This is a genomic window from Alphaproteobacteria bacterium, from assembly GCA_005883305.1.
Classification (GTDB): Bacteria; Pseudomonadota; Alphaproteobacteria; order Sphingomonadales; family Sphingomonadaceae; genus Allosphingosinicella.
Map to the genome: position 1 here is coordinate 1,849,523 of VBAC01000001.1, position 13,324 is coordinate 1,862,846.

A 13,324-nucleotide genomic window follows, 5' to 3' on the forward strand; every position below is an offset into this window, starting at 1 on the left:
GTCGCTTCGCTCCTCGCAATGACGGTTCGGTCAAAACGATTGCGTTCTACAGGTAGTGCGGCCCGCCCCGCTCGCGCAGGTCCTCATAGTGAACCAGCGCCGGCTCCGGGCCCAGCGGCACGGGCCGGCCGTCGCGGAAGGCCCATTCGCCGCGGTCGCAATCGCCGGCGCGGACGTAGCCGTTGATGTAGAAGCGGCGCAGATGGTCCGAGCGGTTCGGGCCCGAGCCATGGACCAGATAGGGGTTCCACAGAACGAGGTCGCCGGGATCGAGCACGAGCCGGATCGCCTCCGCGGCCGAGAGGCCCACGCGCTCCAGCGCCGAGTCGGACATCGCATTGCCCAGCACGTCGCTGTCCGTGTCCAGATCGAGGTCGCCCTGCAAATGGCTTCGCGGAACGAAGGACATGCCCCCGGATTCCGGCCGGTGCGGATCGATCGCGAGCCCGGTCTGGACGTAGGCGGTGCCGAGGTTGCGGTAGCAGTCGGCGGGCACTCGGAAGCGCGAATCCTGGTGCCAGGCGAAGTCGCCTACGGCCCCCGGCGCCTTCCAGTGGATCTGGTTGATGATCTGCTTGACGTCGCGCCCGATCAGCGGCTCGAGCAAGGCGGCGAAGCGGGGATCGAGGCGCACCGCGTCGAGCGCGGGGCGGTGGTAGGAGGGCCATTGCACCATCTGCACCAGCGGTCCGCCGGGCCCTTGCGCGATTTTGTAGAAGAGATTGCCGTGGCGGAAGCTGCGGCCGTGCGCGACCCCCTCGGCATGGACGGCGTCGATCTCCGCGCCGATCGCGGTGATCTCCCGGGAGCTGAAGAAACCGCGGACGATCGCGTAGCCGTCGCGATGCCAGGTGGCCGGATCGACTGGTTCAATCATCGTCCGAAGAGCGAAGGACGGCGTCGTCCAGTTCCCCCTCCCACCGCGCGATGGTGGTCGCGACGGTGAGATTGGCGCTCGCGCTCGGCACCGTGCGGGTCATGTCGAGCAGCCGGTCGAACGGGAGGACGAAACCGACCACCAGAGCGGTCTGTTCCGGAGCGATGCCGACCGAGGAGAGAACCGCCGCCAGCATGAACAAGGAGGCCGACGGCACGGGCGCCGTTCCGAATGCCGCCAGCGCGCCCGTCAGCAGAACGAGCCCGTAGACGACCGGCGTCGGCTCCACTCCCAGCGCCTGCAGGCTGAACATGCTGAGCAGGCCGACATACATGGCCGTGCCGTCCTTGCCGATGCTTGCCCCGAGCGGAAGCACGGTGGAATAGATCGGCCGGCCGAGGCCGAGGTTGCGCTCGGCGACACGCATCGCGACCGGCAGGGTCGCCGAGCTGGAAGCGGTCGAGAAGGCCACCGCCAGAGCGTCGATGATGCCGCGGAAGAAGGGGCGCAGCGGAACCCGCGCGGCGAAGCGCAGCAGCAGCGTGTGAACCAGCAGGATCTGGATCAGGGAGCCGAGCGCTACCGCCAGCGCCAGCCAGCCGACATTGACGAAGACGGTCGCGCCGTTCGCTGCGACCGCTCCGGCGATCAGCGCGAACACGCCGAACGGAGTCGCTTCCATGACGATGGCGACGATCTTGAGCAGGACCGCCGTTGCCGACTGGAGCAGGTCCGCGAACGGCTTGCCCGCCTCCCCCGCCACCAGGGGGCCGATTCCGAGCAGGATGGCGACGAAGATGATCGCCAGCATGTCGCCCTTCGCCAACGCGTCGAAGATGTTGACGGGGACGATGCCGATCAGCTGCTCGTAGGGCGTCGGCGGCGCGCCGATGGCGTGCGGCGCGGCGGTTCCGAGCGGCGCCCCTTCGCCGGGCCGGATCAGGCTCGCCACCGCCATCCCGACGGACACGGCGACGGCGGTGGTGAAGGCGAACAGGGCGATCGTCCGCCCGCCGATCCCGCCAAGCCGCTTCGGGTCGCCGAGCGTGGTGATCCCCGCGGCGATCGTCACCAGCACGATCGGCACGACCAGCATCCGGATAGCGCGCACGAAAAGGTCGCCGAGAAACTGCACCCAGGGCGCCGCCGCGGGCCAGAAGGCGCCGAGGAGGAGGCCGAGCGCCAATGCGGCCAACACCCGCTTCCACAAGGGAATCGCGAACCAGCGGCGCAGCAGGGTCACGGGCAGGTTCCGGCGGTCGGCGTGTGCGCCAGCCCGCGCCCGGCGGCGGCTCCGGTCAGCGCGCCATCGTCGACCGCCAGCGCGCCGTTGACGAGCACCGTTCGAACGCCCGCCGCGAGCAGGGTCGGCTCCTCATAGGTCGATCGTGCCGCATAGGTTTCGGGGTCGAAGACGACGATGTCGGCAAAGGCGCCCGCCCGCAGCCGCCCGCGGTCAACGAGCCCGAACGTGTCGGCGGTCAGCGATGTGCTTCGCTCGATGAACGCGCGCAGGCCGATCACGTGGAGCCTGCGCACATATTCCGCATATTTGCGCGCGAAGCTGCCGAACGCGCGCGGATGCCCGCCGGAGGCGTCCGAGCCGGTCATCACCCAGGGCCGGCGCATGAAGGCGGCGATATCCTCCTCGGTCTGGTTGAACGATGCGACGCTCGTATCGTCGACGCGGATCACGGCGATCGCTGCGGCAACCGGATCGAGCCCGAGCGTCCGCGCCGCCTGGGAAAGCCGCTGCCCCCGATATTGGCCTTCGCTGATCAGCAGCGAGTCCGCGCCGCCCCGCCGGCGAAGATTTTCCGTCATGTCGGCGCGCAGGCGCTCCGCCACGCTGGAATCGTCGAAGCGGCGGAGCAGCGCCGGCCGGCCGCCGTCGTGCGCCCAGCGCGGCACCAGCGCGGCGGCGAGGCTCGTTCCCGACGCCGACCAAGGATATTGATCGGCGGTGACCCGCTGCCCGGCCGCCCGCGCCGCCTCGATCCGGGCGATGATCGCCGGGGCCTGGCCCTGGACGTCGACTCCGAGCGCCTTGATATGGGAGATGTGGACCGGCAGCCGTCCCTCGCGGCCGATGGTGATCGCCTCGTCCACCGCCGCCGCGAGCCCGATCGAATAGGAAGATTCGTCGCGCAGGTGACTGTCGTAAACGCCGCCCCGCACACCCGCTTCCTGCGCCAGCGCGGCCACTTCCCCGGTCGTCGCGAAGCTTTGCGGCGCGTAGAACAGGCCGGTCGAAAGGCCGAGCGCGCCCTGGCACATCCCCGCCGCGACCATCTGCCGCATCCGCGCCAGCTCGTCGGCGGTGGGCGCCCGGTCCGCGTCGCCGATCACCGCGCGGCGGACCGTGCCGAAGCCCACATAGGCGGCATAGTTGATCCCCACGGGCCGGCCCTGGGCGCTGCCGAGCACTGCCGCGACGTCCAGATCGCCCCCGCCGTCATTGCCGATGAAGGCGGTCGTCACCCCCTGCATGAGGAAAGCGGGGACCAGCCGGGTCCGGGCGTCGGCATCGGCCAGCTGATCGCCGACATGGGTGTGGGGATCGATGAATCCGGGCGCGACGATCATGCCGTGCGCGTCGATCACCCGCGCGGCCGAAAGGGATAGATGCGGGCCAACGGCGCGGACGCGCCCGCCGGAAATCGCGACGTCGCCGACGAAGGCTGCGTCCGATCCGGTATAAATGGTGCCGCCGCGGATGATCAGATCGACATTCTCCGGCGGCGCGGCCGCGCCGAGGAGCGCCGTGGCGAATAGAAGCCCCAACAATTTCATGTCCGCGAGCTCCCCCAAAATCCGGCTTCCGGCGGATGGATGAAGCCGCCGTCCATCCCGATGCCGCCGGGGCGATCCTCAAGGAGCCAGACGGGACCGTCAAGGTCGACGAAATCCGACATCATCGCGAGATGCAGCGCCGGCGCGATCGACAGTGACGAGCTCACCATACAGCCGGTCATCAACCCGAGCCCCCGCGCCCGTGCGGCCTTCGCAAGCGCGAGCGCGGCGGTGAGCCCGCCGGCCTTGTCGAGCTTCACGTTCACTGCCTGGTAGCGTCGCGCGACGACCTCCAGATCGGCGGCGACGTGGACGGATTCGTCGGCGCAGATCGGAACCGCCGGGGTGAAGCCTTCCAGCCAGTCGTCCGAACCGGCGGGCACCGGCTGCTCGATCAGGGCGACCCGCGTTTCGACGAGCACCGGCTGCATCCTGTCCAGCAACGCCCGGTCCCAGCTCTCATTGGGGTCGACGATCAGCTCCGCCCCCGGCGCCGCCGCCCGCACCGCGCGGATCTGCGCCTCGGGGTCGTTCGCGTCGACCTTGATCTTCAGCAGCGGCGCCTCCTCCAGCATCGCCGCCCGGGCCATAGCGCCGGGCGTGTCGATCACCACCGTCATCGCGCTGGCCACGGGCCGCAGAGCCGGTCCGCCGATCATCGCCGCCACGTCGCGGCGCGAAAGCCTGGCCTCCAGATCCCACAGGGCGCAATCGATCGCGTTGCGCGCGGCCCCGGCGGGCAAAGCGTCGAGGAGCGCGGCGCGCCCTCCCCCCTGCTCGATCATCGGGCGGACCTCGTCGATCGCCGCCAGCGCGCCCTCGATCGTCTCGCCATAGCGCGGGTAGGGCACGGCCTCGCCGCGCCCGATCGCGCTGCCCTCGCCGATGGTCACCGTGACCACGTCGGCCGCCGTCTTCGTTCCGCGCGCAATGCGGAACGGACGGATCAGAGGGAAGCGATCGTGCTGGGCCTGGAGGGTACGGGACATAGATATTCGATGATGGGATCGACGCCGAAGGCGACCGGATCGGTACAGGGAAGGCCCATCTTGTCCGCGGACGATGCGCACAGCCGGCGGGCGGCTTCGGGTTCCATGCCGGAGGTGTTGAGGCAAATGCCTACCCCCCGCACGTCGCGGCTGGTCAGCCGCGCCGCGGCGAGGTTGGCCTCAAGGCAGTCCGCAAGATCCGGGACGGCGCGGCCGGGAACGCCGCGAATATGGGCCCGGCCGGGCTCGTCGCACAGGACGAGGGCCTTTGGCTGAGCACCGTGGAGGAGCCCCAGAGACACGCCGGCGAAAGAAGGGTGGAAGAGAGAGCCCTGCCCCTCGATCAGATCCCATCCGTTGTCGCCGCGCGCGGGTACCAGCTGCTCGATCGCGCCGGAAATGAAGTCCGCCACGACGGCATCGACCGCCACGCCCTGGCCGGCGATCAGGATCCCGGTCTGCCCCGTCGCCCTGAAATCCGCTCTTACGCCGCGTGCGCGCAGCGCTCGGGTCAGCGCGATCGTCGTCACCATCTTGCCGACCGAGCAATCCGTTCCGACGGTCAGAAGGCGGTTGCCGAGCCGCTCATGACCCTTGCCGACTGTCAGGCCCGAAGGCGGATCGCGAACGTCGAACAGCCGCAGATTCCGCTCCTGCGCGAGCGCGGCGAGAGACGGCACGTCGCGCAACCGCTGGTGCAGGCCCGACGCCACGTTCAGTCCGGCGTTCAGCGCCGCCGCCGCATCGGCGACGAGATCGGCCCCGAGCTCGCCGCCGGCCCCCGCTATGCCGAGGACCAGTGTTCTCGCCCCCGCGGCGACGGCCTCCTCCATGCCCATCCGCGGCAGATCCAGAGTCAGCGGGCAATCGTCGTGGCGAAACTCACCGACGCAATCCTCGCCGCGAAACATCGCCACGCCCCGCGACGTCTTGATCGCGAGCGGATCGCTGGTGTGCCCCAGATAGAGAAGGTATGGCGCCGGGATCATCGCCCCAAGGCTAGCCCGCACCCCCGGCGTCCGCGCATATCCATGCGGCGGCGCGCCATAGCCGCGCGCTATGGAATATCCAGGACCTGCTTGAGCGTCTTGAGGAACTCGGTCGCCAGCGCGCCGAGCGGCCGATTGTTCAGGAACATGGCGTGAATGTCGAAGGTGATCCGCGGCTTCAGCGGCCGCATTGCGAGGCCGGGCGCGAGGCAGGCCTGGGCCGTGAAGCTGTCGATCACCGTCATTCCCACGCCGTGGCGGACCAGGGCGCCGGCGATGTAGAAGGTGCGCGCGGAGATCACGTCGTCCAGTTCGATGTTCAGCCGCTCCAGCTCCTCGGTGAAGAGCCGCCCCGTCGGTCCGCTCGCGGCGAGGCTGATGAAGCGCTTGCCCTGGAGCCTGGTCAGCTCGATGCAGGGCGGGGCATCCGGCATGTCCTCCTCACGATAGAGCACCACGAGCTCGCCTTCGCCGACCCAGCGCTGGGCGATCGGGGCTGCCGGCGGCACCTGATAGGCGATCGCGATGTCCGTCTCGCGTTCGTGGAGCTTTCGCAGCAGATCGTCGTGGTGGACGGTCTGCAGATCGAACTTCACATTCTCATGCGTCCGCAGAAAACGCGCGACGGCGGTGGGAATGGCGTCGAGCGCGAGCGACGGAAGCGCAGAGATGCGCAAGGTTCCGCCGGCCCCGCGGCGAAGGTTCCGACCTGCCTCGCGCAGCGCGTGGACCCGGTCCTGGATCTCGCGGACCTCGACGAACAGCAAATGCGCGTCCTGGGTCGGCACCAGCCCGCCATTGGTGCGCTGGAAGAGCTGGAATCCGAGCAGGCTCTCCGCGTGGCGAAGCATCTTCGACACCGACGGCTGCGACACGTTGAGCGCGCGCGCGGCCGCGCTTACGGAACCGTTGACGTAGACGGCGTGGAAAATCTCGATGTGGCGCAGATTCATTCAGGCAGATGTCCCCCCCAATCCATCGCAAACTCCTCACGCCGACGGTGATCGCCATTGCCGCCCCCGCCACCGTCGCGCAGCTGACGTCCGCGTTCGAGTCTAAAGCGTCCGCGCGCTTACACAACCTATCGCCTACGCGCGCGATCTAATCACCCCTCCGGGGCCTGAGCGCCTCGGACTAGGGAGTTGCGCATAGCCGTTTAGGGATTCGCCCCAATGACGTTGCCCGGCGCCGCTCGATAGATTCGCCCCTGATCAGCGGAGGGCGGCATGAAGTTCGAGCGCATCAAGGGCGGCGAAGCCGTCGCGGGATCAGGCCGCCGTCGCATGATCATCGTCATCGCGGCCGTCGTCGTCATTGGCGCCCTGGCCTGGTGGTTACTCTCGGGATCGAGCCTTCCGGCCGGCTTCGCCTCCGGCAACGGCCGGCTCGAAGCGAACGAAGTCTATATCGCCGCCAAATATCCGGGGCGGATCCGCGAGGTGCTCGTCAACGAAGGCGACATCGTCCAGCGCGGCCAGGTCGTCGCGCGGATGGACGTCGACGAGCTCGAGGCGCGGCTTCGCCAGGCCGAGGCGCAGGTTCGCGAGGCCGAGGACGCGCAGCGCATCGCCTATGCCGAAGTTGCCGCCCGCGGCTCCCAGGTCGGCGCGCGCCGGGCGGAGGTGAGCGCTCGCCTGGCCGAAGCCAATTTCGCCGGCCAGCAGCACAGGCGCTCGCAGAACCTGGTGCCTTCCGGCGCGGTCAGCCAGCAGGAAGCCGAGACCGACAACGCCCGCATGCTTTCGACCCGCGCCACGGCGGCGGGCACCCGAGCCCAGATGGCCGCCGCTCAGAACGATCTGGTCGGCGCCCAGGCGCAGGCGATCCGTGCCCAGTCGACGATCGCCGCCGCGCGCGCCGAGGCCGATCGAATCCGCGCCCAGATCCGCGACTCCGTGCTCGTCGCGCCGATGCGCGGCCGGGTGGAGAACCGTCTCGCCGAGGTCGGCGAGGTGCTCGCCGCCGGCGGCCGGGTCTTCTCGATCGTCGATCTTCGCGACGTCTATATGTACGTCTTCCTGCCCGAGGAGGTGACCGGGCGGATCGCCAACGGCTCCGAGGCTCGGATCGTGCTCGACGCGGCGCCGCAATACCCCATCCGCGCCTTCGTCTCCTTCATCTCGCCGACTGCGCAATTCACGCCCAAGGCGGTCGAGACCGAAGAGGAGCGGCACAACCTCACCTTCCGCGTGAAGCTCCAGATCCCGCGCGACCGGCTCGCCCAATATGAGCAGCTCGTGCGCGTCGGCGCGCCGGCGATGGGCTATGTCCGCTTCGACAACAGCGCCCAGTGGCCGGCAAACCTCCAGCCGCCGGCCCGCATTCCGCCGAACCTCTTCGCACCCGCCGGTCGCCAAGGCGGACGATGATGGCGTTCGCCGCAGATGAATTCTGCGCGAGCGTCCGAAACATCACCCAGGTCTATGGTGAGACGGTAGCGCTCGACGACATCAGCCTGGACATTCCGGGCGGCAAGATGATCGGGATGATCGGGCCGGACGGGGTGGGCAAGTCCACGCTGCTCGGAATCCTCGCCGGCGTGCGCAAGCTGCAAAGCGGCGAGGCGACCTCGCTCGGCGGCAATATCGACGACCCCAAGTTCCGCACGGCGGTCGCTGCGCGCATCGCCTATTTGCCGCAGGGGCTCGGCAAGAATCTCTATCCGACACTTTCGATCTTCGAGAATGTCGATTTCTTCGGCAGGCTGTTCGGCCAATCGAAGGCGGAGCGCGAATACCGGATCGACGACCTCCTCACCAGCACCGATCTCCAGCCCTTCCGCGACCGGCCGGCGGGCAAGCTTTCGGGGGGCATGAAACAGAAGCTCGGCTTGTGCTGCTCGCTGATCCACGATCCCGATCTGCTCATCCTCGACGAGCCGACCACCGGCGTCGATCCGCTCGCCCGGCGCCAGTTCTGGGACCTGATCGACCGAATCCGCGAGCGCCGCCCGCAGATGAGCGTGATCGTCGCCACTGCTTACATGGACGAGGCCGAGCGGTTCGACTGGCTGGTGGCGATGAACGCCGGCAAGGTGCTCGACACCGGCAAGCCCGCCGAGATGCGCGAGAAGACCGATTCGGAGACGCTCGAGCAGGCGTTCATCAAGCTTTTGCCGCCGGAGGCGCGCGAGGGCCATCACGAGCCGGTCATCGGTCCGTTCAAGGCCTCCGGCGGGCCGCCGGCGATCGAGGCCCACGGGCTGACCCAGAAGTTCGGCGCCTTCACCGCCGTCGACCATGTCGAGTTCAAGATCGAGCGCGGCGAGATCTTCGGATTCTTAGGCTCCAACGGCTGCGGCAAGACGACGACGATGAAGATGCTGACCGGCCTGCTGCCGCCGACCGAGGGCACGGCTCTCCTGTTCGGCCAGGCGGTCAAAGGCGGCGACATCGAGACCCGCCGCCGGGTCGGCTTCATGAGCCAAGCCTTCTCGCTCTACACCGAGCTCACCGTTCGGCAGAACCTGATCCTGCACGCCCGCCTGTTCGATCTCACCCCCGAAGCAGGCGAGAAGCGGGTCGAGGAGCTGATCACCAAGTTCCAGCTGGAGACGGTCGCCGACACGCTCGCCGAGGCCATTCCGCTCGGCATCCGCCAGCGCCTGTCGCTCGCCGTCGCCGTGCTGCACGAGCCGGAGGTGCTGATCCTCGACGAGCCGACCTCGGGCGTCGATCCGGTCGCTCGGGACGGCTTCTGGGAGTTGATGATCAACCTGTCGCGCGAGGAGGGGGTGACGATCTTCCTCTCCACCCACTTCATGAACGAGGCGGCGCGCTGCGACCGGATGTCGATGATGCACCGCGGCAAGGTCCTCGCCCAGGGGCCGCCGGCGGAGCTGGTCAAGGCGCGCGGGGCGCCGAACCTGGAGGCCGCGTTCATCGGCTATCTGGAGGACGAGCTCGCCAAGGACGCCCCGCCGGTGCTCGAAGCGGTCGAGCCGCCGCCGGCAGCCGAGGTCGAATCCCACGCCGGCGACAAGGCCGGCAAGTTCAGCTTCAGCCGCGTCTGGGCCTTCGCCCGGCGCGAGGCGATCGAGCTTCGGCACGATTCGGTGCGGCTCGCCTTCGCCGTGTTCGGGCCGCTGTTGCTGATGGTCGTGTTCGGCTACGGCATCTCGCTCGACGTCCAGCACCTGACCTACGCCGTGCTCGACTACGACAACTCCGCCGCGAGCCGCACCTATGCCGACGCCTATCGCGGCTCGATCTATTATGACGAGCACGATCCGGTGACCAACGATGCCGAGCTCGACCGGCGCCTCAGAAACGGCGAGCTGCGCTTCGTGCTCGAGATCCCGAACGGCTTCGAGCGCGAGCTTCGCCAGGGGCGCCAGCCCGAAATCGCCTCCTATTTCGACGCCGCCGTGCCCTTCCGGGCGGAGACGGCGCGCGGCTATGTCGAAGGCACGCACGGCGCCTACGAGGCGCAGCTTCGCCGGACCAACGGGCTCGCGCCGCCCCGCCAGGCGATCGTCATGCAGCCCCGCGCTCTCTACAACCAGTCGTTCGAGAGCGTTTACGCGATGGTCCCGGGCGACATCATGCTTCTGCTGATGCTGATCCCCTCGATGCTCACCGCGCTCAGCGTCGTGCGCGAGAAGGAGCTGGGATCGATCGCCAATTTCTACGCGGCGCCGGCGACCCGGTCGGAATTCCTGCTCGGCAAGCAGCTCCCCTACATCACCGTCGCACTGATCCAGTTCGTCACGCTCGTCGCGCTCGCCGTCTTCCTGTTCGGCGTGCCGGTCAAGGGCAGCCTTCTCGCGCTCGCCGTCGGAGGCCTGATCTACGTCCTCGCGAGCACCGGCTTCGGCCTGCTGATCTCGGTCTTCGCCAGCACCCAGACCGCGGCGATCTTCGCCGCGGCGATCATCACCATCCTGCCCGCGGTGCAATTCTCGGGCATGTTCGTGCCCACCTCGTCGCTCTCCGGCGGCGCCTGGTTCGCCTCGCAGATCTTCCCCAGCACCTATTTCCAGGCGGTCGCCGTCGGCACCTTCACCAAGGATCTCGGCTTCGCCGCGGTCTGGCCGAACCTGCTCGGCCTGGCGATCATCGCCGCGATCTACTTCACCGTCTCCGCCGCTCTCCTCAAGAAGCAGGAGAAGTAGATGCGCGGCTTCTGGCACATCTTCCACCTCGGCATAAAGGAGCTGGTCAGCCTGTGGCGCGATCCGGTGCTGCTGTTCCTGATCGCCTACACCTTCACCTTCTCGGTCTACACGCCGGCCAAGAGCGCGGTGATGGACGTCGTCAACGCCTCGATCGCGATCGTCGACGAGGACCGGTCCGAGGCATCCCGCTCGGTCCAGGACGCGATGCTCCCCCCGCTCTTCCTGCCCGCCCAGATGATCCCTTTCAGCGAGATCAACCGGGCGATGGACCGCGGCCGCTACACCTTCGTCGTGCTGATCCCGCCGCGCTTCCAGGCCGACCTCGAGGAGGACGCGCGCCCCGAGGTCCAGGTCGTCACCGACGCCACGGCGATGAGCCAGGCGGGCCGGGGCCCCGGCTATATCCAGACGATCGTCAACGCCAGCGCGGCGCCTTACTGGTCGGTCGGCGCCCGCCCGCAGGACCGGCCGGTCGTCGGCATGCAGACCCGCGCGCGCTTCAACCCCAACATGCTGCAAAGCTGGTTCGTGGCGATCAACCAGGTGATCAACAACATCTCGGTTCTCGCCATCTTCCTGTGCGGCGCGGCCGTCCTTCGCGAGCGCGAGCACGGCAATATCGAGCACCTCCTCGTCATGCCGCTGCGCCCGTTCGAGCTGATGTTCGCCAAGGTCTGGGCCAACGGGCTGGTGGTGATGGTCGCCGCGATGGCCTCGCTCTTCCTGGTGGTGAAGGGCGCGATCGGCGTTCCGGTCTCGGGCTCGATCGCCCTGTTCGCCGCGGGTCTTGCAATCTACCTCTTCTCGGTCACCGCGCTCGGAATCATGCTGGCGACGATCGTCCGCTCGATGCCCCAGTTCGGCCTGCTCGCCTTCCCGGTGTTCATCGTCATGAGCCTATTGTCCGGCGGCCAGACCCCGCTCGAGAGCATGCCGATCTTCCTCCAGAAGGCGATGCAGTTCGTCCCCTCGACGCATTTCGTCGCCTTCTCGCAGGCGGTGCTGTTCCGAAACGCGAGCGTGACGATGGTCCTCCCCGCGATGCTCAAGATGCTCGCGATCGGCATGGTCTACGTCCTCTATTCGCTTACCCGCTTCCGCAAGATGCTGGCGGCCATTCAATGAGGAGCCCGAAGGTGAAGACGAAGCTCATGGCGGTCACGCTCGCGGCCCTTTCCGTCGGGGCCTGCACGATGGGGCCCGATTACGCGCGGCCGCAGATCAGCCAGCCGGACGCATTCCGCGCCCAGATCACGCCCGCGGAGGCGAGCTCTTTCGCCGATCTTCCCTGGTGGGACGTGTTCAACGATCCGGCGCTTCAGGCGCTGATCACCGAGGCGCTGACCAACAACAACGATCTCGCCATCGCCGCCGCGCGGATCGAGCAGGCGCGCGCCCAGCTCGGAGTCTCGCGCTCCGAGCTCTACCCGCAGATCGGCTACGGCGCCGACGGCGGCGTCCAGCAGACCCTCGCCCCTACGCCGGGCGACGTCGACACGGTGGGCTACGCCTCGATCGGAAGCTTCTTCAACGCCGCCTGGGAGCTCGACATCTGGGGCCGGGTGAGGCGGCGGAACGAGGCCGCGCAGGCCAACATCTTCGCCCAGGAGGAGGTTCGCCGCGGAATCATGCTGAGCCTGGTGAGCGACGTCGCCGCCGGCTATTTCCGCCTTCTCCGGCTCGACCGCGAGCTGGCCATCGCCGAGGAAAGCTCGGCGACCCACAAGCGCACGCTCGATCTGTTCGTGCTTCGCTTCCAGGGCGGCCGCGACAGCCGGCTGCCGTCGGAACGCGCCCGCGCCTCCTACGAATCGAGCACCGCGCGAGTCGCCGACGTCCACCAGCAGATCGCCCAGCAGGAAAACGCGCTGAGCACGCTCACCGGCGGCTACCCGCACGACATCCAGCGCGGCAATCCGCTGACCGCCCAGAACCTGCCCCAGACGCCCGTCGGCCTGACCAGCGATCTGCTCCGCCGCCGGCCGGACATTCGCCGCGCCGAGCAGGAGATGATCCGAGCCAATGCCGAGGTCGGGGTCGCGGTCGCCAATTTCTACCCGCATATCGGCCTGTCGAGCCTGCTCGGCGGGTTCCATGTCGACGGCGACGGCAATATCGGCGGCAGCTTCGGCGTGTGGAACATCCTCGGCAATCTCGCCGGGCCGCTGTTCACCGGCGGGCGGCTCGAATCCATCTACGACGAGCGACGCGCCTTCTGGGACGAGACGGTGGCGCAATATCGCCAGACGATCCTCGTCGCCTTCCGCGAGACCTCCGATGCTCTGGTCGCGCAGCAGCGGCTCGCCGAGCGGCGGCGGGCGCTGGAGGCCGAAGTGGCGGCGCGCCGCGCCGCGGTCGAGCTCGCCAACCTACGCTACCGCGACGGCCGCGCCACCTATTTCGAGGTGATCGAGGCCGAGCAGCAGCTGTTCCCGGCCGAGGATGAGCTGGCCCAGGTCCAGCAAGCCCAGCTCGCCGAGACCGTCAACCTCTACAAGGCGCTCGGCGGCGGCTGGCAGCTTCAGGACAATTGGGTGAGGCCGACGGGCTGAGGAGGATA

At 68.5% G+C, this 13,324-nt stretch carries 10 protein-coding genes; 4 read left to right on the forward strand and 6 right to left on the reverse strand.

All coding sequences use genetic code 11. The features are described from left to right. Positions 1-46 precede the first annotated feature (46 nt). The 6 genes from E6G92_09230 to E6G92_09255 form a co-directional block, all read right to left on the reverse strand. Positions 47-877 (reverse strand): phytanoyl-CoA dioxygenase family protein, encoded by an 831-nt coding sequence (locus E6G92_09230; protein ID TMJ19923.1) that lies wholly within the window; start codon positions 875-877, stop codon positions 47-49. Beyond that, positions 870-2,120, reverse strand: coding sequence for a dicarboxylate/amino acid:cation symporter (locus tag E6G92_09235; protein TMJ19924.1), 1,251 nt, complete (start codon positions 2,118-2,120; stop codon positions 870-872). The genes E6G92_09230 and E6G92_09235 overlap by 8 nt, the downstream gene beginning before the upstream one ends. Then, complete coding sequence (locus tag E6G92_09240) at positions 2,117-3,670, reverse strand: D-aminoacylase (GenBank protein ID TMJ19925.1); 1,554 nt, start codon at positions 3,668-3,670, stop codon at positions 2,117-2,119. The genes E6G92_09235 and E6G92_09240 overlap by 4 nt, the downstream gene beginning before the upstream one ends. Then, complete coding sequence (locus tag E6G92_09245) at positions 3,667-4,665, reverse strand: dipeptide epimerase (protein TMJ20777.1); 999 nt, start codon at positions 4,663-4,665, stop codon at positions 3,667-3,669. Before E6G92_09245 ends, E6G92_09240 begins: the two co-directional genes overlap by 4 nt. After that, positions 4,617-5,648 carry a DUF1611 domain-containing protein gene (locus E6G92_09250; protein ID TMJ19926.1) on the reverse strand — a complete coding sequence of 344 codons (1,032 nt, stop codon included), beginning with the start codon at positions 5,646-5,648 and terminating at the stop codon, positions 4,617-4,619. The genes E6G92_09245 and E6G92_09250 overlap by 49 nt, the downstream gene beginning before the upstream one ends. A gap of 68 nt (positions 5,649-5,716) precedes the next feature. Next, the gene (locus E6G92_09255; protein ID TMJ19927.1) at positions 5,717-6,601 is read right to left on the reverse strand and encodes a LysR family transcriptional regulator; all 885 of its coding nucleotides are present in this window, start codon (positions 6,599-6,601) and stop codon (positions 5,717-5,719) included. 330 nt (positions 6,602-6,931) lie between these two features. Between E6G92_09255 and E6G92_09260 the strand changes: the two genes are divergently transcribed. Genes E6G92_09260 through E6G92_09275 form a run of 4 tightly spaced genes read left to right on the forward strand, consistent with a single transcriptional unit; the run spans position 6,932 to position 13,316 of the window. Continuing rightward, a complete protein-coding gene (locus E6G92_09260; protein TMJ20778.1) occupies positions 6,932-8,017 on the forward strand; it encodes an HlyD family efflux transporter periplasmic adaptor subunit in 1,086 nt (361 codons plus the stop codon). Continuing rightward, positions 8,017-10,761, forward strand: a complete 2,745-nt coding sequence (locus E6G92_09265) for an ABC transporter ATP-binding protein/permease (GenBank protein TMJ19928.1) — start codon at positions 8,017-8,019, stop codon at positions 10,759-10,761. The genes E6G92_09260 and E6G92_09265 overlap by 1 nt, the downstream gene beginning before the upstream one ends. Next, positions 10,762-11,889 carry an ABC transporter permease gene (locus tag E6G92_09270; GenBank protein TMJ19929.1) on the forward strand — a complete coding sequence of 376 codons (1,128 nt, stop codon included), beginning with the start codon at positions 10,762-10,764 and terminating at the stop codon, positions 11,887-11,889. It abuts the gene before it with no gap. After that, positions 11,886-13,316, forward strand: a complete 1,431-nt coding sequence (locus E6G92_09275) for an efflux transporter outer membrane subunit (protein ID TMJ19930.1) — start codon at positions 11,886-11,888, stop codon at positions 13,314-13,316. Before E6G92_09270 ends, E6G92_09275 begins: the two co-directional genes overlap by 4 nt. Positions 13,317-13,324: the final 8 nt, after the last annotated feature.

Bases quoted from the DNA above. Each gene is read 5' to 3' on its own strand.
- E6G92_09230 (TMJ19923.1), bottom strand. From the start codon at position 877: ATGATTGAACCAGTCGATCCGGCCACCTGGCATCGCGACGGCTACGCG.
- E6G92_09240 (TMJ19925.1), bottom strand. From the start codon at position 3,670: ATGAAATTGTTGGGGCTTCTATTCGCCACGGCGCTCCTCGGCGCGGCC.
- E6G92_09250 (TMJ19926.1), bottom strand. From the start codon at position 5,648: ATGATCCCGGCGCCATACCTTCTCTATCTGGGGCACACCAGCGATCCG.
- E6G92_09255 (TMJ19927.1), bottom strand. From the start codon at position 6,601: ATGAATCTGCGCCACATCGAGATTTTCCACGCCGTCTACGTCAACGGT.
- E6G92_09260 (TMJ20778.1), top strand. From the start codon at position 6,932: ATGATCATCGTCATCGCGGCCGTCGTCGTCATTGGCGCCCTGGCCTGG.
- E6G92_09265 (TMJ19928.1), top strand. From the start codon at position 8,017: ATGGCGTTCGCCGCAGATGAATTCTGCGCGAGCGTCCGAAACATCACC.
- E6G92_09270 (TMJ19929.1), top strand. From the start codon at position 10,762: ATGCGCGGCTTCTGGCACATCTTCCACCTCGGCATAAAGGAGCTGGTC.
- E6G92_09275 (TMJ19930.1), top strand. From the start codon at position 11,886: ATGAGGAGCCCGAAGGTGAAGACGAAGCTCATGGCGGTCACGCTCGCG.